General features: G+C 53.7%; 26 protein-coding genes and 1 pseudogene. 12 read left to right on the top strand and 15 right to left on the bottom strand.

The annotated features are described in order from the left end of the window. Window positions 1–39: 39 nt before the first annotated feature. From G5574_RS21105 to G5574_RS21130, 6 genes and pseudogenes are all read right to left on the bottom strand, one after another. The gene (locus G5574_RS21105) at window positions 40–768 is read right to left on the bottom strand and encodes a fimbrial assembly chaperone (RefSeq protein WP_033737528.1); all 729 of its coding nucleotides are present in this window, start codon (window positions 766–768) and stop codon (window positions 40–42) included. Next, complete coding sequence (stbD, locus tag G5574_RS21110; RefSeq protein WP_050504706.1) at window positions 734–2065, bottom strand: fimbrial usher protein StbD; 1332 nt, start codon at window positions 2063–2065, stop codon at window positions 734–736. The genes G5574_RS21105 and stbD overlap by 35 nt, the downstream gene beginning before the upstream one ends. 3 nt (window positions 2066–2068) lie before the next feature. Further along, window positions 2069–4646 (bottom strand): annotated as a pseudogene (locus G5574_RS21115) (fimbrial outer membrane usher protein). Beyond that, the gene (locus G5574_RS21120; protein WP_110267821.1) at window positions 4597–5355 is read right to left on the bottom strand and encodes a fimbria/pilus periplasmic chaperone; all 759 of its coding nucleotides are present in this window, start codon (window positions 5353–5355) and stop codon (window positions 4597–4599) included. The pseudogene G5574_RS21115 and the gene G5574_RS21120 overlap by 50 nt, the downstream one beginning before the upstream one ends. 59 nt (window positions 5356–5414) lie before the next feature. Further along, window positions 5415–5954: a fimbrial protein gene (locus G5574_RS21125; RefSeq protein WP_039341028.1), complete on the bottom strand. Its 540-nt coding sequence runs from the start codon at window positions 5952–5954 to the stop codon at window positions 5415–5417. Window positions 5955–5977: 23 nt separating this feature from the next. Next, the gene (locus G5574_RS21130; RefSeq protein WP_226375132.1) at window positions 5978–6535 is read right to left on the bottom strand and encodes a helix-turn-helix domain-containing protein; all 558 of its coding nucleotides are present in this window, start codon (window positions 6533–6535) and stop codon (window positions 5978–5980) included. An 827-nt stretch (window positions 6536–7362) separates the two neighbouring features. Between G5574_RS21130 and G5574_RS21135 the strand changes: the two genes are divergently transcribed. The 3 genes from G5574_RS21135 to G5574_RS21145 all read left to right on the top strand — a co-directional run bounded on the left by G5574_RS21135 (window position 7363) and on the right by G5574_RS21145 (window position 10770). Continuing rightward, the gene (locus tag G5574_RS21135) at window positions 7363–7629 is read left to right on the top strand and encodes a hypothetical protein (RefSeq protein ID WP_033737525.1); all 267 of its coding nucleotides are present in this window, start codon (window positions 7363–7365) and stop codon (window positions 7627–7629) included. Window positions 7630–7743: 114 nt separating this feature from the next. Continuing rightward, on the top strand, window positions 7744–8943 hold the full coding sequence (locus G5574_RS21140; RefSeq protein WP_039341021.1) for an FAD-dependent oxidoreductase: 1200 nt from the start codon (window positions 7744–7746) through the stop codon (window positions 8941–8943). Window positions 8944–9489: 546 nt separating this feature from the next. After that, entirely contained in the window at window positions 9490–10770 is a 1281-nt protein-coding gene (locus G5574_RS21145; protein ID WP_054634150.1) for an MFS transporter, read from the top strand. A gap of 34 nt (window positions 10771–10804) precedes the next feature. Here G5574_RS21145 and G5574_RS21150 read toward each other — a convergent pair whose 3' ends face one another. The 3 genes from G5574_RS21150 to G5574_RS21160 form a co-directional block, all read right to left on the bottom strand. After that, window positions 10805–11053 carry a glycine zipper domain-containing protein gene (locus G5574_RS21150; protein WP_006119721.1) on the bottom strand — a complete coding sequence of 83 codons (249 nt, stop codon included), beginning with the start codon at window positions 11051–11053 and terminating at the stop codon, window positions 10805–10807. A gap of 228 nt (window positions 11054–11281) precedes the next feature. After that, entirely contained in the window at window positions 11282–11848 is a 567-nt protein-coding gene (locus tag G5574_RS21155; RefSeq protein WP_058708482.1) for a hypothetical protein, read from the bottom strand. A gap of 65 nt (window positions 11849–11913) precedes the next feature. Beyond that, window positions 11914–12243 carry a hypothetical protein gene (locus tag G5574_RS21160; protein WP_164483144.1) on the bottom strand — a complete coding sequence of 110 codons (330 nt, stop codon included), beginning with the start codon at window positions 12241–12243 and terminating at the stop codon, window positions 11914–11916. Between the two features lie 208 nt (window positions 12244–12451). On the opposite strand from G5574_RS21160, the gene G5574_RS21165 reads away from it, so the two are divergent. From G5574_RS21165 to G5574_RS21175, 3 genes are all read left to right on the top strand, one after another. Further along, the gene (locus G5574_RS21165; RefSeq protein WP_006119718.1) at window positions 12452–12631 is read left to right on the top strand and encodes a hypothetical protein; all 180 of its coding nucleotides are present in this window, start codon (window positions 12452–12454) and stop codon (window positions 12629–12631) included. A 194-nt stretch (window positions 12632–12825) separates the two neighbouring features. Further along, complete coding sequence (locus tag G5574_RS21170) at window positions 12826–13209, top strand: hypothetical protein (protein WP_033737521.1); 384 nt, start codon at window positions 12826–12828, stop codon at window positions 13207–13209. A gap of 22 nt (window positions 13210–13231) precedes the next feature. After that, window positions 13232–13648 carry a GNAT family N-acetyltransferase gene (locus G5574_RS21175; RefSeq protein WP_164483145.1) on the top strand — a complete coding sequence of 139 codons (417 nt, stop codon included), beginning with the start codon at window positions 13232–13234 and terminating at the stop codon, window positions 13646–13648. Here the strand turns inward: G5574_RS21175 and G5574_RS21180 are convergent. Next, complete coding sequence (locus G5574_RS21180) at window positions 13640–14305, bottom strand: MBL fold metallo-hydrolase (protein ID WP_033737520.1); 666 nt, start codon at window positions 14303–14305, stop codon at window positions 13640–13642. The two genes, G5574_RS21175 and G5574_RS21180, sit on opposite strands and share 9 nt — an antisense overlap. A 22-nt stretch (window positions 14306–14327) precedes the next feature. Further along, the gene (gene ldcA / locus G5574_RS21185; protein WP_058708481.1) at window positions 14328–15251 is read right to left on the bottom strand and encodes a muramoyltetrapeptide carboxypeptidase; all 924 of its coding nucleotides are present in this window, start codon (window positions 15249–15251) and stop codon (window positions 14328–14330) included. Window positions 15252–15406: 155 nt separating this feature from the next. Here ldcA and emtA point away from each other — a divergent pair, with 155 nt between their 5' ends. Then, window positions 15407–16039 carry a membrane-bound lytic murein transglycosylase EmtA gene (gene emtA, locus G5574_RS21190; protein ID WP_006119712.1) on the top strand — a complete coding sequence of 211 codons (633 nt, stop codon included), beginning with the start codon at window positions 15407–15409 and terminating at the stop codon, window positions 16037–16039. A gap of 45 nt (window positions 16040–16084) precedes the next feature. Here the strand turns inward: emtA and G5574_RS21195 are convergent, their stop codons facing one another. Beyond that, window positions 16085–17032 carry a sugar-binding transcriptional regulator gene (locus G5574_RS21195; RefSeq protein ID WP_006119711.1) on the bottom strand — a complete coding sequence of 316 codons (948 nt, stop codon included), beginning with the start codon at window positions 17030–17032 and terminating at the stop codon, window positions 16085–16087. Window positions 17033–17342: 310 nt separating this feature from the next. Between G5574_RS21195 and G5574_RS21200 the strand changes: the two genes are divergently transcribed. From G5574_RS21200 to G5574_RS21210, 3 genes are read left to right on the top strand one after another with little or no spacing between them, the layout of a single operon-like run. Then, window positions 17343–18173, top strand: coding sequence for a transketolase (locus tag G5574_RS21200; RefSeq protein ID WP_006119710.1), 831 nt, complete (start codon window positions 17343–17345; stop codon window positions 18171–18173). Then, complete coding sequence (locus G5574_RS21205) at window positions 18166–19110, top strand: transketolase family protein (RefSeq protein WP_006119709.1); 945 nt, start codon at window positions 18166–18168, stop codon at window positions 19108–19110. Before G5574_RS21200 ends, G5574_RS21205 begins: the two co-directional genes overlap by 8 nt. A gap of 2 nt (window positions 19111–19112) precedes the next feature. Continuing rightward, entirely contained in the window at window positions 19113–20600 is a 1488-nt protein-coding gene (locus G5574_RS21210) for an FGGY family carbohydrate kinase (protein ID WP_164483146.1), read from the top strand. 49 nt (window positions 20601–20649) lie between these two features. Here G5574_RS21210 and G5574_RS21215 read toward each other — a convergent pair whose 3' ends face one another. Next, window positions 20650–21783 carry a mechanosensitive ion channel family protein gene (locus G5574_RS21215; RefSeq protein ID WP_033737515.1) on the bottom strand — a complete coding sequence of 378 codons (1134 nt, stop codon included), beginning with the start codon at window positions 21781–21783 and terminating at the stop codon, window positions 20650–20652. A 97-nt stretch (window positions 21784–21880) separates the two neighbouring features. Next, window positions 21881–22615: a flagellar brake protein gene (locus tag G5574_RS21220; RefSeq protein WP_164483147.1), complete on the bottom strand. Its 735-nt coding sequence runs from the start codon at window positions 22613–22615 to the stop codon at window positions 21881–21883. A 211-nt stretch (window positions 22616–22826) separates the two neighbouring features. Here G5574_RS21220 and G5574_RS21225 point away from each other — a divergent pair, with 211 nt between their 5' ends. Next, the gene (locus G5574_RS21225; protein ID WP_033737514.1) at window positions 22827–23075 is read left to right on the top strand and encodes a GlsB/YeaQ/YmgE family stress response membrane protein; all 249 of its coding nucleotides are present in this window, start codon (window positions 22827–22829) and stop codon (window positions 23073–23075) included. Between the two features lie 76 nt (window positions 23076–23151). Here G5574_RS21225 and treA read toward each other — a convergent pair whose 3' ends face one another. Beyond that, entirely contained in the window at window positions 23152–24837 is a 1686-nt protein-coding gene (treA, locus tag G5574_RS21230) for an alpha,alpha-trehalase TreA (RefSeq protein WP_058708479.1), read from the bottom strand. 215 nt (window positions 24838–25052) lie between these two features. Here treA and ghrA point away from each other — a divergent pair, with 215 nt between their 5' ends. Beyond that, window positions 25053–25994 carry a glyoxylate/hydroxypyruvate reductase GhrA gene (ghrA, locus tag G5574_RS21235; RefSeq protein WP_058701366.1) on the top strand — a complete coding sequence of 314 codons (942 nt, stop codon included), beginning with the start codon at window positions 25053–25055 and terminating at the stop codon, window positions 25992–25994. Window position 25995: the final 1 nt, after the last annotated feature.

Here is a 25995-nt window from a genome sequence, read left to right on the forward strand (position 1 = left end):
CCATATCAACTCTCTTTGTGCCAGAAATAGGTAATTCGGCTACTTCCCAACAGTCGCGCGAAGCGTGCTGCGATGTTTCTCAACGTTACCGTTCTGGTCAATCACTTCATATTCGACGTTTGCACCGGGATTAACGGAAGTGGTGACGGGAACCACAATATCAGACAGCGGTGCGACCATAATATTTCTCAATACCGCTTTTTCCACTTTCGCGTTCAGGCTCATATACCAGGGCGTAGGGTTAGAAATCATGATTTGCTGGCTTTGTCGGGTAAAGCGTAGTTTTTGTGCATCTTCCGGCCGGGGGGCACCCAGCCCTGTCGGACGTACAAAAACCTTCAGGCGAATACGCAGCGGCAGAACGACTTTTTTATCGCGCTGGTTGTCAGATTTTTTGAGCGCCGGTATCTGGTAGATATTCAGCCAGTACAGGGTTTCTTTCCCGGGGGGCAAGCCAGCGCGTGAGGTCAGCATCAGCTTTATAGAGCGTAATTCGCCGGGCTGCATTTTCAAGACCGGCGGCATAGCCATGACCGGTGTTTTGCTCTTCTCTGGCGGGGCATAGATATCGCCGTCATCTGTCCAGATTTGTAAAACGGCAGGGCTGTTTTCACTGTTGACCAGATTGACGGATTGCGCAATCTCGTTGGCATTGAAAATAATGCGGGTTTTATCAATGTTTACAACGGCAACTGCCTGCGTTGACAATAACGCCGTGAGTAAATACAGGCTGCTACTGAAAACTGACCACCACTTGTAACTGTGCATTAACGGTTCCTGAAGTGATAACTTGTCCGGGAATAGCCTCAAGGGAGGCAGTAAAATCGCCGCTGTAGATCTCACCGTTGTCTGATGACGTAAGTGTGGTTAAATCTTTATAAGCATACCATCCACGCGTATTGCCTGTGCCGGTACTGCTTATATCGGGCAACAGGTTGAGTGCGGCACCCGCACTGTTGTAAATTTTTATCCCTACACCAGAGGCCGAACCGCCGTTATTGTCGCCATAGTTTGTGTCGAGCAGCCAGGTTAATCCACCGCTGCTGGTGGTCAGGCCCAGCGTCTGAGCCATTGCCACGGCCCGAGGCTGATTTACCAGAAAACCCATTGCGACGTTGGCTGATGTCACAGTGGAATTCTTGATCCCGGACGTTGCCCCGGTCTCGCAGCGGAGGGTAATGGAAAAAGGTGCCTGGCTGCTGCCTCCAGCGGCTAAAACACCCACGCTGGTTAATGGCAGAGAGACGACCGCGGGGTAATCGTACACCTCGCAGGCTGCGCCGCGAACATAGGTGACTGTCTTCCACGAACTCCAGCCAACAGGCCAGTCATAGTGCCAGCCATTCCACACCGTGGAATGATCCGCACCGGGATAAAGATTATTACTTTCCAGTCCAGGACCTTTAAATGCAATATATCCGCGGGGTTGATTGTTTGTCTCAAAATAATAGTTGTCACTATTGACGTAATGTTTACCTTCATCGATTTTAAATATTTCGTAGAGCACACTGCTAAATATACTGGCCGGGATGTATATTTTTTGCCCATCGGTATACCAGTCGCTGGCACTAAGCTGCCGTGCTTTCCAGTAGCGGCTGTAATATTCACCCGTGGTAAGGTTGGTCAGTCTGACCGCCACATTTTTGAACTTATCAAAATAAGCGCCTTCAACCTCGCTGGTGGCATATTTACCGGCTTCTTCTCTGTCGCCATTCGTGGAATACATTTCAAAGAGTTTATCCGCATCACCCATGTCGCAGCGGTACAGAATCTGATTCGGCGTAAACGCATCCCTCATCGGGTTGTTGAGCGGATGGCCGACCGCACTGGCCAGCAACGTCCCCGAGGGCTGAAACAGCTTGCCCGAATTGATATTGATGATTGCAGGCAATGCCAGCCGCCCTGTGCACTCATCACAGGCACCTTCCCATCCCTTTGCGGTATAGCCGGCATCTTTAGCGGCCTGGGAAAGCTGGCCCTGACTCGTGACCTTTGTGCAATTCGCCAGAAGTGGAAGCGGTACCAGTAGGGTAGTGATTAACAAAAGCAGGATTCTTGTGAACACGCGCTACTCCTTATTACATAAGCCGGTAAGCTGGATCAGGTGACCGTCTTGCTTTCCGGTAATTTGATAATTCACCAGGCAGGTTTGTTGACCATCGTTATCCCAACTGACTTTAAGTGTGCCGGAGTCGTGGGGGACACGTGCATAAAGCTGACCACCCTGACCGACGACACCAATAACCGTGTTGTCGGCATCACGAACTTCAGCGCCCATAGGGGGCGTTTCCCCCGCATTACTGGTGAGCGAGATCAAGACAGCTTTGCCTTTGATGGTGGCGAAATTTATCCGTACAACAGCCCCCGCATAGGGGACCACACGTTGACTACCGCCGCTCAGTTCGGCATCGGCATTCATGTCCAGCGTGTCCAGACTGATGTTATTTTCGCGATAGGCACTGAGTGAGGGCAAAATGGCATAGCCAAAGCGATCGATGACAGCTCCCTGACCATTTCGTACCAGCGCGCCCTGTGCGCCATCGGCCTGAACCAGGGCGAATGTCTCACTGCTGTATGGGCCAAGTGTAATGCCGCCCCGGTGAAGCACCACGGTGCCGGATGCCCCCAGCCCAGCCTGACGATAGTTTTCGCCCTGACCATAGTTGGCGCGAACAGCGCCCAGACGCGTATTTTGCTGAACGTTTCCGCCGAAGTTCAGTGCCTGTCCACTATTGCCATTGCGATAATGTTCACTGCCGCCATAGACAGAATAAGAAATATCATTGTTGTCACCCGCCGATCCTGACAGGGACAGCGATGAGCTACGTGTTTGTTTTGACTGGTTATAGTAATAGGAAACAGAAGAGGTGTTGTTCCAGGCAAGAGGCATTGAGATATTAAAGGAAAAGGTGTTTTCGGTATAACGTTGCGCGCGAGTGTCGTCCTGGCGATTGAAGAGATCCAGATCGGATCGCGTTGTATTCCAGGTCGTGCGCTGACGTGCGACGTTGAAGCCGTAACTGATCTTTTTCCAGTTGTTGTTATAGCCAAGCTGCAACTGAGTGATGCGGGATTTATTGTTGTAGTAATCGGCTGTGCTGGCGCTCAGGGTAAACATACCGACGTCATCAAATGACTGCCCCAGGGTTGCGGATAACCGGTTACGCTGGTTCATCGAATCGGAGTAGTAGCTGATACCTGTGTCATTCTGCCTTCTGACGCCCAAAACGTCCTGCAGATCGCGAAAACCGCTGGTGGAATAACGGTCAGCGGCTAAAACCAGATTTGTCCCGGTTTCAAAGGTTTTGCTGTAGCTCAGTTCGGCACGCCAGCCGGTCGTTTTTGTTTTGCTCAACGCGTGCTTGTGAAAAAATGGTGTTCATACCTACAGCACCGACCGGTGAACCCCATACACCGCCTGCCAGCCATGCCTGATAATCTTTTGCGAGGCGTGAACCGGCCGTCGCTGTGAAGCGGTTACTGATGCCGCGCTGTAAGACGCCTTCAAAAAACGTGTTTTCTACGCTGTAATACTGACGTACACGTCCCAGCGCCAGACCGTATGTCCAGTTTCCTGGACGAACAGAATCCGGTACAGAAGAGTAGGGCACCGTAAAGGTAGAACGCTTACCGTTAGCTTCGATGACCTCAACCTCAAGGTCTCCCTGACCGCTGGTGTTATACAGGTCATCAATGACAAAAGGGCCGGGGGGAACGCTTGTCTCATAGATCACGTTATTAAGCTGACGCACGATAACGCGGGCATCGGAAGTGGCAACACCCTGAACTTCTGGTGCATAACCCCGTTTGCCCTGTGGCCACATGCGTTCATCAGAGGCGAGTTTGATACCGTTGAATGCAAGGCTACCGAAGAGGGAGTTACTGGTGTAGTTATCACCTAAAGCAAGCTGACTGTTTATCCCCTCTAAAGGCCGCTGGACCCAGCTTCTGACCTGGTTGTACTGGTAACGGCTTCCGGTTCTGCTGTTACGCAAATAGCGCATATTGCCCTGATGACGGAACTGCCATTTTTCCAGATTGGTGCCTGCCGTTATTCCGCTCCACAAATATTCATATCGGTAATTTGACGAGCGATTTTCTGACCAGGTGAAATTGGTGTTGTGGCGCAAAAATAATGCCGTAACGCCCTCATCCCATTCCGATACGGGGATGTAGCCACGCGGAGTCCGGTTCAGGCTTGCCATAGGTAATGTAAAGTGCAAACGAAGCGATGCCTGATCGAAACGCCAGCTGCCCGCTTCTGTCCAGCCGGATAAAGGCCGACAAGATGCTGTCGGTTGTCCGGTGCGCAGGGTTTTTATTTGCAATAGCGTTACGATTTCTTCAGACAGACAAGGTTCTACTCCGCCCTGGTCGTTAAATTTCCTGAAGTTTATTTTTACCCCAGATTTAATCATTTTACTATTGAGGTAAATATCAACCAGGTAATTTCCCTGCGCAATTTCATTTTGATTGAATTGTTCGAGGTTTTTCCCAAATGTCGCCCCTTGAAAAAGCGAGGAGTCAAAATAATATTCTTCGCTGCATACACCGTAAGAGAAACAGGCCGACACGGTAAAAGCTATGAGTTTCGGACTAATTAACTTCAACCGTAAAGTTTTCACTGATTTTAGCTCCCTGATCATTAACTGCCGAGACTGTAATCACCCCTGAGCCCTTAAGGCGTTTACTGTTATTGAACCAGTAAGTTTGCCGCGAAAAGGGTGAAACCATATCCGCATCTCGCTTTAAAGACTGATTACCCACTTTTAATACAACGTCTACTAATGAAGCGTGCCAGGGTTGGGGGTTATCAATTTCAATACCCATACCCTTATTCGCCTGATAGAAGGATGTGACCTTTATACCTTTAAGGATATTTTTAGGCGCGCCAATGCTTTTAGGGCGATAAAACACCTTCATGCGGTTACGTAATACCACCAGCATTGCATTTTGCGCGTTATCTTTGGCGATATTAGAAGGCGGAATCTGAAGTGTATTGAACCAGTAAACGGATTCACGATCCTGGGCTTGTGAGACGGCATTGTTTAATATTATCTTGGCAATTTGTCCGGCTTTAGGCTGAATGCGAAATACCGGCGGCGTTATGATAAAAGGCGTGTTTACCTGGCCATCCGGCTGGGAATCTTTATTGCCGTTATCAAACCAGCTCTGAATAACATAAGGAATAGCATCATTATTTTTAAACTGCACATCTACTGAGCGCGCCTGTTCAGGATAAATAATCCTACTGCCCATAATCGTCACGCTGGCATTAGCACAAATGGGAAGTAATAATGCCGGAACTAATGCCAGCGAAACTTTTAAAGCAAATAAGTGTTGGCGAATAAACATAGACAGGTTCTCAATCATTTATTGTGCACTCCGCTTTATGGGAGTGCACCGGGTAAGGATTACTGATAAGTCACGGCATACTGAAGTGAAGCGCTGATGGTACCCGCAGTGGCTACATCAGTAGCCAGATACTGGGCAGAATAGGTCGCTGATTTTTCGGTTTCGCCTGAGCTCAGGGTCAAATCACCGTCACCGGTATAGGTGCTGGTTAAATTAATTTCTTTACCTGCCGGATCCAGCAACTGGATTTCGACGTTTTCGGCATTACCACTGTTTTTCAGGTTACCGGCAGCACTCACATTGTTACCCACAAACACGGTGGATACACGGGTGGAATTTGTGGACCCGGTACAGCCGCTGATGGACACGGAGAAGTCCGTCTTACCGGCAACTTTTCCGCTCGTATCTAATTCATTCACGGCCACGGTTGGCATGAGTACAAGCGGGGCGCTTTCATTACCATTCACACTTACTGAACAGGTTTCATCGCTCACTTCGCCCTGAAAGTTAATAGTGTTAGCAGAATTTGCCAGTGCCTGTCCTGATACCAGAGCCGTGCTGATTAACAGAGGTAAGATCATAGCCTTAGTATTTAACATGATTGTATTTTCCTTTTACATTATTAACTGGAGAACAACTGATTCAGGCTGGTTCCCGTCTTGCGGCGCACTGAATCTTTTATGCAATAAATCTTTTTTACGCCAAGGCGCATTTTTTCTGAAATTTCACCCAGAGATAATCCATGACTCACCAGTTCCAGAAAATTAACCTCATCGCTGGTTAACGGATTAACACCTTTTTTTTCACCTCCTTTTAAACCGTAATAACATGCGTTTATTGATTTTTTCATCTCGGTAATCCCCGTTCCCGGATAGATCACCGTATTGATGCTTTTGTCCTGTTTTTTCCAGAAGGCTGCGAGGGACGCCAGTCGGCGATCGCAAACCAGGATGATGATTAACCCCGGTGATTTTAAATAGTCCAGCCAGTTATGGTTGGTGAAAAAACGGATGTTATGTGATGAAAAATCAACAAACATGCAGCCTTTAATAAATAAACTTTCATATCGTCCCGACACCAGGGATAAAACGCCATTCATTAAGAAGTAATTCTTTGCGGGCCAAATGGACACTTTCTGGATCGGGCAACGTTTAATTTCTTCTGTTAGCTCGCTGGCCAATTCACATCGGTATCGACAACTAAAGCAATAAATGCTTTCTCGCGTAATCCTTCGCATAAGCCGGTCCTGCTGCTCGTTTAGGAAGGTGTGATAACCATATCATCATTAAATCTTCTGATTCAATGTGTTGGCCAGATGACTCGCGTTTTATGCAGGGAATATTCCGAAGATGGGCTCTTTCATTTCTGTGTCTACAAAAACGCGATTCCTCCCACAGTTGTGCAATTTATTTTGAACTAAAGAAGCACGTGACTTGTAGCAAGTTAAGACGATTTTGTTTTCTCCAGGAATTTTCGGTTAATTCCACCGGCGCGATCAAAAAAACTATCGCACTTTAAGATAAAAATGTGGTGCGTATGACTTTTATCTCACTCTACACGTAGTTTGCTGTGATTTTAATTTTATAAAAAAGCAATATGGATATGATAAGGCTCTGTGTTTGTTGTTTTTAAAATGCTAGCTTTTTGTTGTTGTATTTAATATTTGCGCAATAATGCACGAATTAGTCAGGAATTTTTTGTCCTGTTGTGTCTACTTACAGACAGATGGCATTTATTTATTAAGCTTGACAATGTAATGATGTCTTGACTTTTTTATTATGAAGTTAAGGGTGGGATGTAAATGGAAGGTTACATTTAGTCCATAGCTGCCTGTCAATCCAGTTCGTTAATCGGGAGAGCAACTGTTCTCCCTGTTTTGTGAAACGCAAGCGGTGTAAACACCGGATTACCATATCGTTTGCAGGCGCTGTTTCGATAACCTCCATCTATCACAATCAACAACGATAACAATTTGCGAGAAGGTGCGCTGGCGATGATGATGTCTGCATGACGACATATCGTATTAAAGTGGGTTACCACAATCCTAACGCGCTGACATTCAGACAACTGGATGCGCAGCTTGCCGACCACGCGTTCTATAGTGCGCGTGCCAATGATGACAGAGGCGGATTCCGTTACTTTCAGGAGTACGAATACTCTTCCGACTCGGCCGATTACTGTGCGGTTTGTTCGCTGGCTTACCATCATGCCTGTCAGGTCAAAAAATGCCCGCTGGTGCTGGTTGAGATAAAACAGTCAGAACCTGAAACCTGATCGGCCAGCGTATGCAGCTTTTTCCGACGGCGATCTGAATAGCCCCACATTCCTTCGGTACGAATATCGTCGATACTGGCTTAGACTCACCAGATACAGTATGAGGGAGTCACTATGTCATCTTCAAAACACGACAGCGCCGACTGTTGTATCATTGGCGGCGGTCCGGCAGGGTTAATGCTGGCTTATCTCCTGGCCCGCGCAGGGTTGCAGGTGGTAGTGCTGGAGAAGCACGCTGATTTTCTGCGCGACTTTCGTGGCGATACCATTCATCCCTCCACCCTTCAAATCATGCACCATCTGGGCTTACTTGATGCGCTGCTCACGCTGCCGCATCAGCGTGTCGAAAAACTGCAGGCAGAAATGGGCGGTGAAGAGGTCACGATGGCCGACTTCTCCCGCCTGCCGGTGCGTTGCCGCTTTATTGCCTTTATGCCGCAGTGGGACTTTCTGAATTTTCTGGCGGAGAAAAGCGCGCAGTTTTCAGGTTTTACACTGCTTAAATCGACCGTGTGTCGTGAGTTGATCACCGAGAATGGTCAGGTGTGCGGCGTACGGGCGGAGCAGGCAGGCCAGCCAATGGAAATTCGCGCCCGTCTGGTGGTGGGAGCGGACGGACGGGATTCCGTTATTCGTGCCCAGGCCGGGCTCAGCAGTCAGCATTTCGGCGCGCCGCGCGACGTTCTCTGGTTCCACCTCAATAAACAGCCCGACGATCCGCTGACCGGCATGGGCCATACCGGCCCGCGCAACAATTTTATCGTCATTGATCGGGGGGATTACTGGCAGTGTGGTCTTACCATTCCCAAAGGCCAGTTTGAGGCCTTACAGGCGCAGGGGCTGGATGCGCTTAAAGACACTATTGCGGCGGTTTCGCCCTTTGCCGCTTCACGTCTGGCGGAGGTCGACAGTTGGGAAAAACTCAAACTGTTGTCTATCCGGATAGACCGTCTGGACCAATGGGCAAAACCGGGCGTGCTGTGCATTGGCGATGCGGCGCATGCTATGTCACCGATCGGCGGGGTTGGGGTTAACCTGGCGATTCAGGATGCGGTGGCGGCGGCGAACCTGTTAACGCGACCACTGCGCAGGGGAACGCTGAAGTTAAGCGATCTCCATAAGGTCCAGAAACGCCGTCAGTTTCCTACCGTGGCGACCCAGTTCCTGCAAATTAAAATGAGCAGCAACAAGCCACGTGCCAGCGGGCAAAGTAAGATGCCCGCCATGATGCGTAAATTCCCGTTTCTGCGCTTCGTATTTGGCCGGCTTATTGGTTTAGGATTCAGAACGGAAAGGCCGAGGGAATGCCGTTGACAGCTCGCTGTCTGCCTGACGTGAACAGTCGGCGCTAAAGGCTGAGCCGTCGGGCCGCATGGCGGAAGATGCGCAACGTTATACCCGCGAGCCATAGCCCCAGGCTATAACAGACAGCCAAGCTGTGTCTGCTGTCTGGTGGGTTTTTGCATCCGGCGTTTTGCTGCCACGCGGTATCCGGTTTTTCCCCCTGACACGATCTGCTATGTAAAGCCCTGCGGCGCGTTTAGCGACTATTCCAGTGTACGTGCCTCAGCCGCGCGAATGCTCCCGTCCTGTCAGGCATTCATCGCTTTACGTACTGTGATGCGTAAAATATTCAACGGGTAAGAAACTTCATGCCCGGCTGGCCGAATGTCCTGATGACGCAGCAACTCTTTACGTACAGTGTCCAGCGGTATATTGCTGTCGGCACTGCGCGCAGGGCAGGGCGCCAGGGTGTGATGTGATTATTTTCGTCCGGGAGACAAAATCGTATCGGCTGAAATTCTATACTCTCACTGTCAACGCCGTACTGATTTTGCATAAATCCCGGAGGAACCCTGAATGGAAACGCCTCTTTCACCCGTAAAACACTCAAAACGCGCACTGATCGCGGGTGCGGTAGGCAACTTTATCGAATGGTATGAATTTGCCATCTACGGTTTCCTCGCCACAATTATTGCGCACAATTTTTTTCAGCTTCAGGGCGAGTCAGCGCTGAGTGGCCTGATCCTGACCTGGGCGTCCTTTGCCATTGCGTTCTTTTTTCGCCCCCTTGGCGCCCTGGTGTTTGGCCGACTGGGCGACCGCCTGGGCCGCAAGCCTGTCCTGATTACCGTCCTGATATTGATGACGCTGGCGACCACCGCTATCGGGTTAATTCCCACCTATGCGACGGCGGGCATTCTCGCGCCCGTGCTGCTTACGGCACTGCGTATCCTGCAAGGGCTATTTGCCGGCGGCGAATATGGCGGGGCGGTGGCGCTGATGACCGAATTTGCGCCGCGCGGTCAACGTGGACGCTATGGTGCCTGGCAGTCGCTGACCGTGGCGTTTGGCCTGTTGGCCGGCGTGGGGCTGGTGGCGCTGCTGTCCTGGCTGCTCAGCCCGCAGGCGATGCTGGCATGGGGCTGGCGCATTCCGTTTTGGCTGGCGTTACCGCTGGGCCTGGTTGCGCTATGGTTGCGTCTGGCAATCACAGAAACGCCGGACTTTGTACGCCAGCAACAGCAGCGCGTCAGGGCTGCACCGCGCCAGACGATAAAAATTATTTTCCTGGCGATCGCGCGCGTCATGCTGTGGTCCTCCGCAGGCTATACCTGTCTGGTGATCATGCCCGGCTATTTGCAGTCGGCGCTACATACCGGTATGAATCAGGCGCTGCTGATTGCCGTGATCGCTAATGTGGGCTTCGCATTGACAATTATCCCGGCGGGCATCGTCAGTGATCGCGTTGGTCGGCGTCGTGTCATGGTTAGCGCCAGCGTACTCCTGCTACTTATGGCGATGCCGCTATTGAAAATAGTGCAGGCGGATGGCGTGAGTTTGCTGCTAAAAGCGCTGGTGGTGCTGATAGCGGGGGGACTGGTTGGTTTGCTCGCCGGGCCGGGGCCTGCGATGCTGTCGGAAATGTTTCCAACAACGGTACGTTATACCGGGCTGGGTGTCGCCTATGCGTTATCCAATGCGGTGTTTTCCGGCTGTGCGGGTTTAATTATTACAGGGTTGATTAAGCAGACGGGCAATCTGGATATTCCGGCCTGGTATATGATGGCAACGGCACTGGTTTCCATCCCGGCCCTGATGACACTCAATAAAGACGACCACACGCGGGAGCTGACATAAAGGAAAAACGGGAGCAAACGCCCCCGTTTTGAACTTACTTACGACCGAGCAGGAAGCCCAGTACGACGCCCACACCGGCCGCGACCGCCAGACCCGCAAACGGGTTAGACTGCATCTGATCTTTGATGCAGTCGGCGGCATCGCGTGCGGCATAGGATGCCTGGTTGGTGTAGCGGCGGGCTGCACCACGGGCGCGGTGACGCGGCGAATCGGTGACTTCACCCCATTGTTGCTCTGCGGCACCGGCGACTTCTTTTACGGCATCTTCAATTTTTCCTGACATGCTTCATCTCCTTGGTTATCACAGTCATTTAAAGCGTAGCAAACCTTCGCCACTATGCTGCGTTTAGACGCATTAATCGTCTGTCAGGGGGGAATTGACCAGATGAAAACTCCGCCTGGTGATGGCCATCGGACTGGCGGAAGGCGCGGAGAGACGGGCATGAAGCGGACAGGGCGCGTTAACGCCACCACGCGGAGGGCCCGGCGAGGAAAATTATTACCAGCTGTTTCACCTGACGGGATGACGTGGATGGGATCGCGTGTTGGGATACCAGCTCACCAGAAAATGCCGCAGATGGTCAAAGCACCACTCGGCATCCTCGGCCTGCTGGCAGTAATACTGAATCGTGATTTTTTCATAATGGCGCTGGCGCTGCTGTAGTGGTGACCAGCCCCAGTCAAGTACACAACGGGCAAAGTTCACCAGCGTGTCGGCTGCCAGCGCGTGCTGCTGCTCTTGTTCCTTCAGATAGTCATAAAAGGCGGCTTCTAGCTGGAGTGCCTCCTTGTGAGAACAGTGAAGGAGTTCGGGCCGAAAGGCGATATCAATGAATCCGCATACCGCGTTTTCCTGCTGCTGCCAGTCGCAGGCCAGGGTCATAAACAGGCCTTCCTGCAGATTCACCTCTTCCAGTAAACGTTGCAGGTTAGGGGAGTGACGAATCACGGCGATCTCGTCCAGCCGTTCTGTCTCCAGGGTCAGGTCGATACCGCAGGGATTAACAGAGCCATCTGCATTGCGGGTAGCAGGGAACGGGAAATCAATATAACCGTTGTTATCCAGCCGTTTTTCCATGATGAGCCTGACCTGTCGCTTGACGTTTCCTGACACTATATCACGCAGTGTCAGGATTGCCCGCTTTACGGACAGGTCCAGGTAATCATGGTGTCCTGATAAGGGTTGATCAGACGAAACTGTTTATCGGACAGGCGCTGGGCGTAGTAACCTTCAGACGTCACCGCAGAGGGGACATACTGAAAGCGATCCAGCGACTGAAGCGGCCCGCTCTGCACGTTTACGCCATCCCGACTGACGCTGAACGCGGTGACCAGATCGAATACCGTTCCCTGCGTTTGCCCCAGTGACTGACCGTAAATGGTGCTGACGTCGCCCGGACACTCCAAGCCTTTCGGCGAAGAGGAACAGCCTGAGAGCAGTGCCATAAAAATGAAAAATCCTGGTCGCAACATAGCCTGCTCCTGCCCCGGTCCATAGAATGAATGATCGATTTTAGCCTGAAACGCGACAAATAACATGATCATAGCGTTTACGCGCGCCGGGTTGATTTGCCGTTTGTTCAATCGTTAAGCAGTGGGAATGTAAAAGATGACTTTCGGTGCAAATAAACGTTATTCTTGCCATCTTTGCGCGTCGCTTAAGCAAATTCAGGGATAAAAGATGAAAGAAGAAGAAGCCAGTCTAATGATTATTCGCCATGCCATCGATGCGCTGGACGCAGAGAAAAGGCAGCAGGTGATTGCCTGTGCGGCAGAAATCCGCGATGTCATGAGCAGTTTCGACAACGAACCTGCCGGTCTGGCCTTGATGCTGGTCGCGGCGGAGGTTGCGGCAGAGTAAGTTTCATCCGTCGCGCCTGGTATCCGCATGCGCGAGTGTCATCCCGCTGGCGGCAGCCAGTCACGCGTCTCTTACGGCCTGATGTGCCGTTTTTTATTGCGCGGTCGCGCTCACCGCGCGATGCTTTACCCCTGCTTACAGCGTCTTAGCGCCACCTGACATGTGGCCGCCCTTATTTTCAGTGGAGGAATCAGATGAAAGCAGCCCGTCTTGCCCTGTGCCTGATCGCCGGTTTCAGCGCATCCGCATGGAGCGAAAGTGAGTTTCAGATCCAGTGTCCCGGACGTCCCGTTATGACCGTCTCGCGGGCGCAATATGGGCTCAGCACGCTCTACTGGCCGAAACAGCATTTCCAGATTGCCGCAGGCCAGCTGCAAACCCGCACGGATAACGGCGACAAGGTCGCGATTACACGCTTTCGCAACGGCGATCAGTTGATTGTGAACAAAAGCAATCTCGACACCTTCTTTGTCTACCATGACAGCGACGATCTGATCCCGTGCCGCCGTACCACGACGCGTGAGGTCGATGCGCTGAGCCTTGAGCGCTACGATGATCGCCAGCGCAACGACTCCTGACCCGCAGCGATAAGGAAGATAAATGCAGATTACCCTGACTGACACGGTGAGCAGTAAGGATCTGGATGAAATCCGGCTGGGCCTGAATGCCTGGAACAGTCAGTTTTACGATGCTGACCTGATTAAACCCCTTGGGCTGTTCATCTGCGATGCGCAGGGCATGAAACTGGCCGGATTGACCGGCACGACCACCGGCAACTGGCTACGCATTGATTTACTCTGGGTCGCACAGGCGCTGCGTGGGCAAGGCACCGGTCGCCAGTTGGTCCTGGCGGCCGAGCAGGAAGCCCGCCAGCGCGGCTGCCGTTTTGCACAGGTGGATACCGGCAGCTTTCAGGCAAAGCCGTTTTACGAAAAGCTGGGTTACCGTGTCCGGCTGACGCTGGGCGAGTACATTATGCATCATCAGCGTCACTATCTGACGAAAACGCTATGCTGAGGGCAGCGCCTGCTGCCGCAAATCCAGCGGGTGCTGCTCAGCCTCATCAATCGCGGCCAGCCAGCAGGGCAGTGTAACCTTTTGCCAGGACAGATGACCACGCGTGGTGCTCATCAGCACCACATCGGGACGCAGGCTACGGTAAAGCTCCAGCGACGCCGCCAGTTCGGCAGGATTGCTGTCGGGTACCAACACCGTTACCCAGCGGTCATGATCACGCGTCAGCGTATCCCCGACAAATAAATAGGTCGGCCCCTGCGGCGAATGGTAGAGGTAGCTGCAACTGCCGGGCGTATGGCCGGGCGTGGGCAACAGATGAAAATCACCGAAATGAGTTTCCTGCTGGGTAAAAGTATCGTCCGGCTCCACAAAGCGGCTGATTTGCCCGAGCGAGCGGCTGTGACAGTACAGCGCGCTGCTAAAACGCTTCTGGATTACCGCTGCGCCCGGTGCAGACTCATGCCAGTGAGTAAGATAATGGCGAATCACGCCGTTCTCATCGGCCAGCACTTCATGATCGAGCGGATTTTCCACCCGGCCAATCAGTAAATTACCGCGCGGATGGCGCAGTAAAAACCCATGCATCATGATATCGACGGCATCGTCTTCCGGAAACTCCGGCGTAGAGATCCACAAATCGTCATACAGCGGCTTCAATGTCGATCTCCTGCAACTCCAGTTATGTGCGCAATACGGGATGCCCGCTTGCCTGTAAACTGACCTGTCCCTGATGTACCGCTAAGGTCGCCCTGGCACCCAACGGCAGGGTCACGGTGTCAGGGCCGTGACCGAAATCCAGATCGCTGATAACGGGCAGACCGCTCAGATCGCGGAGGTACTGCCAGACCGTGGCGAAGTCAAACCCGTTATCGTAGTCGGACAAGGCGGTGCTGGTGAAACTGCCGGTGATAATCGCCCGTTGCTGCGCCAGAATCCCACACTGGTGGAGCTGCAGCAGCATACGTTCAATCCGGAACGGATGCTCATTCACATCCTCAATCACCAGAATGCCGTCTGTGATGGCCGGCATCCACGGCGTACCGATAAGCGAGCTGATCATCGCCAGGTTTCCTCCCCATAACGTACCGTGCCAGGTACCGTTATCGGGCGTGTCACTTTTCCAGTTCACACTGACTGTAGGTGATGTCAGCGCCTGCCAAAAGTGCTGCAGGGTAAATTCGGATAAAACCGCAGCGCCAAAGTTGCCCGCCAGCATCGGCCCACTGAAGCTGATTATTCCGGCGTGTTGCAGTAAGGCCAGTTGAATCACGGTGAAGTCGCTGTGGCCACACAGTGCCAGCGGCTGGTCCGCTAAGCGGCGCTGTAACGCGGCATAGTTCATTGAGGGCAGCAGGCGCGTGGCACCGTAGCCGCCGCGCACTGCCAGCACAATATCAGGTAAGGTCGCCAGATCGGCCAGCGCATTGATATCGTCTAAGCGTTCCGAATCCGTACCGGCAAAACGTTGAAAACGCCGTGCGATTGCCCCCGTATTTTCAACCTGGTGCCCCGCTGCGCGCAGGCGTTCAACCCCCAGATGGGCTGCAGGCTGATTGTGGCAATAACCTGAAGGGGCGATAAGACGGATTGAACGTGACGTCATAGTAAATTCCTGAAATTAGTCAGTGACAGACGTCACGATAATGACGAAAAAGTGCCAATAAGTCATCCGACTACTGTAATTAGGATAAACGGTAATTTTGCAATTTACCCTGCCAGGTATGATAGCTTCCGCCACTTCTGCGACGAGATAAAAAATTGCTTAAAATTCGCTACTTTGTCATTTCAGCATTATTGCTGACAGGCTGTGCCAGTGAACCGCCGCATACGTATGTTAAAGAGAAGAATACACCGCTGACGCAGGCACCGCCGTCGCGTATTTCGGGCACATGGTCACTCTTTACCGAAAGCGCGGCCAGCCAGTACGGGGTGGATGAGAAACTGATTAGCGCGATTATTAATGTGGAATCCGGAGGAAATCCGGGCGTGGTCAGCCGTTCAAATGCTGTCGGGCTGATGCAAATCAAAGCGGCAACGGCCGGACGTGAAGTCTACCGCACCCAGGGGCGCCGGGGTCAACCGACCACCGCTGAGTTACGCGATCCCGCCAGGAATATTGAGATCGGCACCGCCTATATCAAAATCCTCCAGCAGTCTGCGCTGTCCGGCATCCGCGATCCACTCACGCTGCGTTATGCCACGATTGTTTCTTACGCTAACGGTGCCGGGGCATTGCTTCGCACGTTCTCGCGCGATCGTGACCGCGCGATTGCCATGATTAACGCCATGACGCCGGACGAATTCTACCAGCACGTGCAGAACAAGCATCCGGCGGCTCAGGCACCGCGTTACTTATGGAAAGTCACCACGGCCTACCGGGCTATCAGCTGAGTCGCGTTTTTTCTCCTCACCTGACAGAAGGTGAGGAGAAAACACTTAACCCACCAGCAGCCGGGCCGTCGGATAATCGACGATCAGCACATTGACATAACCGCCGCGCAGGGCTCCGCGAATCGCCTGGGCCTTCTCTTTGCCACCCGCCAGCGCCACCACCTGCGAACACTGTCTGACCTGTTCCAGTTCCATACCAATCACCGGATCTTCGTCGGCCTGCAGCACGGGCTGGCCCTGTTCGTCAAAATAATGCAGACAGATATCGCCGACCGCACCGCGCGCTGCCAGCGTGCGCAACATGGTTGCATCGTAATAGTTACCGGAGTTGCGCAACAGGGCGGACGGCTCCAGGTCGCCGATGCCGACAATCGCCAGGTCTACTTCGCCGAACTTATTCAGCACCTCGGCCACCTCCGGATTGGCCGCCAGCCGCTGACGGTCGCTCACCGAATGTTCAATCGACTGCGAAGGCAGCAGCCAGGCCGGACAGTTCAGCAGGGCGGCCAGGTTTTGCGTCAGGATAGTCGCCTGCACGTTGCCGTTCGCCCCCACGCCGCCCAGGAGCTGAATCACCCCTTTGCATGAGGCATTCAGCGGATGCAACGCATCGACCATACAGCGAATGGTGCCGCTCCAGGAAGAGATGCCGATCAGTTCATCGGGACGCAGTCGCGTCTCCAGATAGTGAGCCGCCGCCGATCCAATCGCCTGTTTAATTTCGCTGACAGAAGCCTGTTCTGCCACATCCACTACGATGGCCTGAGGTAACTGATAGGTTTGCTCGATCGCTTTTTCCAGTTCAGGAAAAACGTTGGCGGGGGGAACCACGCTAATTTTCACCACGCCTTCTTTCACACTGCGGGTCAGGATGCGTGAAACAAACGACTGGGACAGCTTAAGTAACTGCGCAATATCGGATTGCTTCCTGCCTTCGACATAGTAGAGCGTGGCAATTTTCACCATGAGCCGCTGTTCGTCCTGCTTCGCCATCTGTTTTTCCTCTCGTATTCTGCCCGACATTGTTAACCACTGACGTGAAAAGCACAATCCAGGGCAATTTGTGATCGTTTTCGCTTTTTATCACTTCGTGCATAGACGCCGTCGTTCGTCGGGCGCATAGTAGCTTTGAATATAAAATCATTATTGAATATATATTCATGACTGTTAAGGCTGTTGTGTTTCTGCGCGTAATAGCAGGCGATGAAAGGGTAGGTTATTGCTGTCATCACGGCGAAAGAAGGGAGAGTTGTACCCTCTCTGAATATATATTCAAGCTCGACTTAAAATTCAAGGGTGAAATATGAATCCATTTACGCTTTCTGTGGATGCGCTCGAAAAAAAGGCCCGGGCCGTACGCCGCCGCATCATCCAGCTTAACGCGGGCAGTCCGGCAGGCGGGCATACCGGTGCCGATCTGTCACAGGTTGAGATTCTGACCGCGCTCTATTTTCGCATTCTGAATTGTGCACCGGATCGAACGGAAGACGATCAACGTGATATCTATATCCAGTCAAAAGGTCATGCTGTGGGAGGATACTATTGCGTGCTGGCGGAAGCCGGCTATTTCCCGCTGGACTGGCTGCCTACCTATCAACATGCCGATTCTGCGTTGCCGGGCCATCCGGTACGGCAGAAAACCCCGGGCGTTGAACTCAATACCGGTGCGCTGGGTCACGGATTGCCCGTGGCGGTGGGCATTGCGCTGGCGGCGAAAAAGAGCCACAGCCCGCGCCGTGTGTTTGTGGTGACCGGCGACGGTGAGCTGGCAGAAGGCAGCAACTGGGAAGCCGCGCTGGTAGCCGCGCACTATGGCCTGGATAACCTCATCATCATAAACGACAAGAACAAGCTGCAACTGGCGGGTGCAACGCGTGACATTCTCAATACCGATCCACTGGCAGAAAAATGGCGCGCCTTTGGTCTGGAGGTCAGGGAATGCAACGGCAATGACATGGCCGCAGTGGTGAATACGCTGGAAAACCTGCCTGTGAACGGTAAGCCACAGGTCATTATCGCGCACACCGAAAAGGGCTTTGGCATCTCGTTTATTCAGGGACAAGCCGAATGGCACCATCGGGTGCCGAAAGGGGACGAGATTGCGCGGGCACTGGAGGAATTAAACGATGAGTAATGCACAACACCTGGCCAACGTCATGGTCGACGCGTTAACAGATGCCGTACATCGCGGCATCGATGTGGTGCCGGTCGTGGCGGATTCGACCTCCACCGCGAAGATTGCGCCCTTTATTGACGCCTTTCCCGGTCGTCTGGTTAACGTCGGTATTGCAGAACAGGCGCTGGTCAGCACAGCCGCTGGCCTGGCGCTGGGCGGCAAAATCGCCGTGACCTGTAACGCCGCGCCCTTTCTGATTTCGCGCGCCAATGAGCAGATCAAAATCGATGTCTGCTACAACAATACTAACGTAAAGCTGTTTGGACTGAATGCCGGAGCCAGCTATGGTCCGCTTGCCAGCACCCATCACAGCATCGATGACATCGCCGTCATGCGTGGATTCGGCAATATCGAAATTTATGCGCCCGCCTGTCCAGTCGAGTGCCGCCAAATTATCGATTATGCGCTTGACCACAGGGGGCCGGTTTATATCCGGCTGGACGGCAAAGCGCTGCCGTCGTTGCACGACGAAAATTACCGCTTCCGGCCCGGTCAGATTGACCGGCTGCGAGAAGGCCACGATATTGCGCTTGTTGCCATGGGCTCGACGGTACATGAAGCCGTGACCGCTGCAGAGCAACTGGAAAAGCAGGGCGTTTCTGCCGCCGTGATTTCGGTTCCGTCCATTCGCCCCTGTAATACGCAGCAGTTGCACAATCTGCTCAGCCACTTCCGCGCCGTGATTACGGTGGAAGAGCATAACATTAATGGCGGCGTAGGCAGCCTGGTGGCGGAGGTGCTGGCGGAATACGGCTTGCCGGTTAAGCTTCTGCGGCTGGGGATTGCCAACGGCGAATATGCCATAGCCGGCGATCGGGCCGCCACGCGCGCGCACCATGGCATTGATGCCAGCAGCATCGCCGCGCAGGCGTTACGCCTCTGTGCAGGAGGCTGACGATGCGGGAGTCGGTGATTCTGGCCATTGATGAAGGCACCACCAATGCCAAAGCGGTCGCTGTCGATCGAAAGGGACGCATGGTGGCGCGCGGCAGTCACGGTTTAACGTTACAACATCCGCAACCCGGCCTGGCAGAACAGGATCCCCAGACCATATGGTCAGCCGTCAGGCAGGCCATCATCGACTGCCTGGCGCAGTGCGACGGAGCAAGCGTGGCAGGGGTGGCTATCAGTAACCAGCGCGAATCCGTACTGATCTGGCAGCGCCGTGATGGCGTGCCGTTAACGCCGCTGGTGAGCTGGCAGGATCGTCGGTCAGAATCGTTTTGCCGGGATTTACAGCAGTCGGGCAGCGCCGCGCGCATCAGCGCTCTGACGGGCCTGGCGGTCGATCCGATGTTCCCGGCCGCCAAACTGGCCGGCATGCTGGCAGCCATACCGGACGGTTTCGCCCGGGCAGCGGCGGGGGAACTGTGCATCGGCACCGTGGACAGCTGGCTGACCTGGCAACTGACGGCGGGCACGACATTTGTGACCGATCATGCCAATGCCGCGCGCACGCAGCTTTACAGCCTGCACCGCAATGACTGGGACGATGAACTGCTGTCACTGTTCAGCCTGCCGCGTGCGGCGCTGCCACCGATTGTCGCGTCGGCGAGCGTGGCAGGCATGATATGCGTGAGCGATATACCGGGACTCGCACCCGGCACACCGATCCTGGCGCGCATCGGCGATTCTCATGCCGCGCTTTATGCTCAGCGACGCGGCACGGCGGAAGTGGTCAAAGCCACTTACGGCACTGGATCATCGCTGATGATGTCGATGGCCACGCCGCTGCTGACCGATAACGGGCTCAGCACCACCGTTGCCTGGCACGACGGCCAGGCGCGCTTTGCCTTTGAAGGTAATATCACGCACACCGGGTCCGGGGCCGCCTGGCTGGGGACGATGCTGGGCATTCACGATCCCCGGCAACTTACGGCACTGGCTGAAGGCTGTGATGATAATCAGGGCTGCTATTTTGTTCCGGCGCTGTCGGGGCTGGGGGCACCGTGGTGGGATCTCAAGGCCAGAGGCCTGATCTGCGGCCTGACCGATGCGGCCACGCCCGCCGTACTGGCGCGGGTGGCGCTGGAATCCATCTGCTGGCAGATTGCTGACGTGTTTTTTGCCATGGAAGAGGCCTGCGGCACAGCGCTTCCGGCCTTGTGTGTTGACGGCAGCGCCACGCAAAACCCCTGGCTAATGCAGTTTCAGGCCGACGTATTGCAACGTCCGCTGCACTGCGCGCCGACCGCCGAAGCCTCTGCGCTGGGGGCGGCACTGCTGGCAGGAAAAGGGCTGGGATGGTGGCAGCAGGGCGACGATATGCTGGCCTTGCAGGGCGGGCCGATCATCATGCCGCGCACCCATCTGGCGCAGCACATGCAGGATAACTATCAGGGCTGGAAAAACGCGGTGACCCGCTGTCGCTATCAGCCACAATGAACGGAAAATGAGGGCCAGACTGTAACAGCCAGCCCTCAGTACAGCGAGGTTAACGACTGACGCGTTGCGGGACAGTCTCTTCATCGTCCGGCACCGGTTTAAGATCGACCGGCGGTAAACTTCCGCCGCTGAATTCGACCTGACGGATCGGAAAGGCAAAGCGAATATTGCGTTCTTCCAGCGCCGCCATCAGTTGCAGGTTAATCTCCTGCTGAATATCCATATAGACGTTGTAGTCGGCGCTCAGCACAAAGTAGACCACTTCAAAGGTCAGCTTCGAGTCATCGAAGGCCAGAAAATGGGCGCGGTCAAAGCGCGTCATTTCAATACCCTGAATGATGGTTTTCACCAGTTCGCTGATTTCTCGCACCTGCTCAGACGGCGTGGCGTAGCTGATACCGAATGTAAACACCAGACGACGTTGCTGCATCCGCTTGTAGTTATGAATCGTCTGCTGCAACAAAATGGTATTGGAACAGACGATCTGCTCACCGCTCAGGCTACGCAGCCGCGTGGTTTTCAGGCCAATATGCTCAATAGTGCCGGCAATATCGCCAAATACGATAAAATCGCCGTGCTCAAAAGGCTTATCAAAGCCAATCGCCAGGGAAGCAAACACATCACTCAGGACGGTCTGAATCGCCAGGGCGATGGCAATACCGCCCACGCCCAGGCTGGCTACCAGCGCCGTGATGTCGATGCCCATATTCGACAGAATCGCCAGCAGCATCATGACCCACACCACGACCCGCAACAGAATCCCCAGAATGACGGTCGTCACCGGATTGCGCACGTGAAGCGGATCGCGCAGCAGGCTTTTTAACCACAGGCGAATGCCGCAGTCGATCCACAACGCCAGTTGCACAATCAGCGCCAGGAACCAGCTGTGAGAAACCGTCGAGCGCCACGAGTCGGGCAAATCGATGAAACGCAGGGCAATCAGCAGCGAAAAAATCAGCAGCAGCAGGTGGCTGGTGCTGCGCAGTATTTCCACCAGGATGCCGGTAAAGCGAACGTGGCGGTCTTCGCTGAAGTGCGCAATGCGGTTGGACACGAAACTGATCAGGCTGCGCAGCAACCAGTAAATAACGAGGGTGGCAACGATGACGATGGCGCTGTTGATCCACAGAGTTTGATTAAAAAGAATGGACTGAAAATGACGCAAACTGAGCCAGTTTTCCATTGGGGAGTGTCTCCTTGCTGGTTCCGGTTAAACGAGAAAGCAAGGAAAGCATAGCCTGGATGCGCCGCGGATGTGCGGCGCGGGAAAAGAGCGGAGGTTACTGGAAGCGTTGCGCTTTGTCGCGCGCCAGCCGCTCCAGGCTAAAAATCACCTGCTGCAACTGCCGTTCCTGATGGGGTTCGAGTGCCGTAAAACGGAAGCTCAGCCGCGGCGTAACTTTGGTTTCATTTTTACTGGTAATCATGCTGCGTTCACCAATATGCATCAACGTCGCATTGACGTTAAACTGGCCGTATTCACCCAGTTCCACCTGAAGATTTTTAAAATCGTCGCCGCTTTTCAGGCCGTCCGGCATCGCGTCGTCCACCAGCACGCCGATACCGCCTAACGATAAATCCTGTAATCGCAGTCGGGCAGCCGAGCCGTCAGGCCATGTGCAGTGACACCAGAACTGCGGGTCCATCGGTGCGCTGATGCGGAAGAATTCACGCCGCTGAATTTGCCATAACACCTCCGGTAACGTTGCCTGAAATGCAGGCAGGCCGTCGAATTCCGTTTTCTCAAGCCCAGGTAAGGCAAATTCAACCTTCGCGCCCTGGGTTTCGGCAAACACGGTAATATCGTTGCACTGCAGTGCGTAGTCGTTATCCAGATTATTACTGCCCAGATCAAAAACAATGCGGTTTTCATCCGCCGCCAGCATACGGCTGATAAACTGCCCGCGTGAGAAATTCACCAGCAAAGGTGTTTGCACCTGAAGCAGGTCTTTCATGACGCCCAGAACCGCCAGCGTGCCACGTTTGAGATAATGTTCTTTATCGGCTTCTTTCACTTGCTGGCTCCCGATGAGCAACGCTTTATCATTTATATTTATCCTGTTACTACCCGTTCGTTATCGGCTGACAATAATAAAGCTTTAACACAATAACCACTATCATAACCTTCACGCGCAGCATTTTTAAAAATTGCGACTATACTAAGCGCGTGAACCGCTTGATTAATCAGGCGATCGCCATTGACTAACCAAAAGGAAGGAGTAACAGATGGGTATTATTTCATGGATCATCTTTGGTTTAATCGCTGGTATCCTGGCGAAGTGGATCATGCCAGGCAAAGATGGTGGTGGATTCATCATTACTATTATTCTGGGTATCGTGGGTGCCGTTGTCGGTGGGTGGATCAGTACCTTCTTCGGCTTTGGCCGTGTGGACGGGTTCAACTTCGGTAGCTTTGTCGTCGCGGTCATCGGCGCGCTGGTTGTGCTGTTTATCTACCGCAAAGTACGCAGTTAACGTACGCAGATAACCAAAAAAGGCCCGCTTCGCAGCGGGCCTTTTTTATGTTAACGCGATCTCTCGCCTGCTCGCTTTATTTCGCGCTGCTTTGCGCCTCGGGAATATCGTGGGCGCTGTTACAGGTTTTATCTTTCGGACAATATTTATCCAGCAATTTTAACGTGACCCCGTTCGTCCAGCCAAAACCGTCCTGAAGCGGATATTCACCACCGCCGCCGCCGCCAAGATTGTTGCCTTCGACCACGTATTTTTCGACCAGCTTATGCTCTTTATCGTACGTCAGCTGAACGTTACGCAGGAAACGCAGGCCCACCTGCTGCGCCAGTTGCGGCTTTTTATAGTGCTCCAGCCCTTCAACGGCCACCCACTGCAGCGGTGCCCAGCCGTTGGGAGCGTCCCATTGCTGGCCGTTGTTCACTGTGGTGGTCACCAGACCGCCCGGTTTCAGCAGCTGTTTTTCCACCGCGCTGGCGGTGCTGTCAGCCTGTTTGTCACTGGCAATCTGCATATAGAGCGGAAACAGCGTAGCAGCCGTTAGCTGCGGATGAATTTTACGCGTTTTCCAGTCGTAGTCGGCGTACCAGCCCTGTTTGCTGTCCCACAGATAGCGGTTAATTGCCGCCTGACGTTTTTCAGCCCGATCGGCAAAGGCTTTAGCCTGCGCATCCTGTTTATTCAGGCGATACGCCGTCGAGAGCGTTTTTTCCAGATGGAACATCAGGCTGTTGAGATCGACCGGGGCCAGTTGCGTGGTGCGGATGGTCGAAAGGTTATGCGCATCGGTAAACCAGCGCGAGCTGAAATCCCAGCCCGATGCCGCACCGGCGCGCAGATCGCGATACATCTCTGCTTTGTTGCGCTGTGGCGCTTTGTTTGCCGTTGCAATGTCGTCCATCCATGACTCGGTACGCGGCACGTCGCGTGCATCCCAGTAGCGGTTCAGCACTGTCCCGTCGGCCAGTTTAATCACCCGCTTGCTGGCATTACCTGCGGCGACGCTATCGCTGTCGGCCATCCAGTAATCGTACTCTTTTTGTAACTGCGGCAAATAACGCACATAGACGTTATCGCCTTCATGCGTCGCCAGCAGATCCACCATCAGGCTAAAGAATGGCGGCTGCGAGCGACTCAGGTAATAAGTGCGGTTGCCGTTGGGAATGTGGCCATAGCGATCCAGCAGCGAGGCGAAGTTGTCCACCATATCCTGCACTTTATCCCAGTGGCCGCTTTCCGCCAGGCCGAGCATGGTAAAGTAGCTGTCCCAGTAGTAAACCTCACGGAAACGCCCGCCTGGCACCACATAGGGTTTGGGCAACGGCAGCAACGAGTCATATTTTCCTGTGTTACTTGTCGTCCGCGTTAACACCGGCCACAGGCCGTTAATATGGTCACGAAGGTTCTGGCCCGCAGGCGGCACATATTTGTCACTGTCGGTGGGCAGAGTGAAATTCGCGGCGACGAAGCGCTTTAAATCAAAACCGCGCTGATTCTTCTGCATCTGCCAGTCGGCCAGAATGGAGGACGGATCATATTTAGGCACGGCATCTGCAAACGTCTTTTGGTCAGGGTAAAATTTTGCCTGTTGTACGGCATTGAACAACGGTCCTAAACGGACATCGGGCGGCTGGGGTTGACTGGTCAGTAATCGGGAATCCTCGGCTGCCCAGGTGCTGAAAACGGTCGCACTTAACAACACGCCAAGCAAAACGGGCGCATGACGTTGAGACCGTTTAGTCGTTGTTACCTCAGTGTTTCTCATCGGTGTTTCTCCTTGTCCGAAATGTGATCATGTGTCACGCATTGACCACTCTCCAACTTTAGACCTTAACCGCAATTTTCACCCTTTCGTCCGGCGGAAATGTGAAGCCGCGTAACTTATTGATGATCATAGCCTGCGAAATTTTGTGCTTTTTTTCAGGCTCCGCTTGCCCTGAGACCACTTTTCCCCGAGGCTGAGAAAAAAAGAGGATCACTATGGACATCATCTGGTTTCATCCATCGCAACCTGCTGACGACTGGATCAGCGGATTACAGCAGCGCTTACCTCATGCACGTGTCCGTCACTGGACGACCGACGATACGTCCCCGGCAGATTATGCGCTGGTCCGTTCGCCGCCGCCGGCCATGCTGCGGGGCCGCAATGACCTGAAAGGGGTATTTGCGCTGGGGGCGGGCGTAGACGAAATTTTGCGTCAGCTGCAGCAAAACCCGGACATGCTGGCAGACAGTGTTCCCCTTTATCGTCTGGAAGACACAGGCATGGCGCAACAGATGCAGGAGTACGCGGTCTGTCGGGTGCTGGGCTGGTTTCGGCGCTTTGATGATTACCAACAGCAGCAGCAGTCGGCCCAGTGGCAACCGCTGCCGTCGTATTCGCGTGACCAGTTTCATATCGGGATTTTAGGCGCGGGCGTGCTGGGGCAACAGGTGGCGAAAAGCCTGGCGGCCTGGGGATTCCCGGTGCGCGTCTGGAGCCGTTCAGCCAAGCAGATTGCCGGTGTGACCAGCTTCGCCGGGCGCGACGCGCTGGACGATTTCCTGCGTGACACTCAGGTACTGATCAATCTGCTGCCCAGCACCGCAGAAACGCGCAATCTGATTGATCAGAAACTGTTAGCCCGGTTGCCGCAGGGCGCGTTTTTCCTTAACCTCGCTCGTGGGGATCAGGTTGTGGAAGCCGATTTGCTCACCGCCCTGGATAGCGGGCAAATAAAGGGCGCCGCACTGGATGTTTTCCAGGTCGAGCCACTGCCTGCCGATCATCCGTTGTGGTTCCATCCGCGCGTCACAATTACTCCGCATAATGCGGCGGTCACCCTGAAAGAGGAAGCGATGGACTACATTGCCCGCGCGATTACTCAACTTGAAGCAGGTGAAAACCCACAGGGCTACGTCGATCGCCAACGTGGCTATTAAC

Origin of the sequence: Pantoea stewartii (genome assembly GCF_011044475.1) — a bacterium.
Lineage (GTDB): Bacteria > Pseudomonadota > Gammaproteobacteria > Enterobacterales > Enterobacteriaceae > Pantoea > Pantoea stewartii.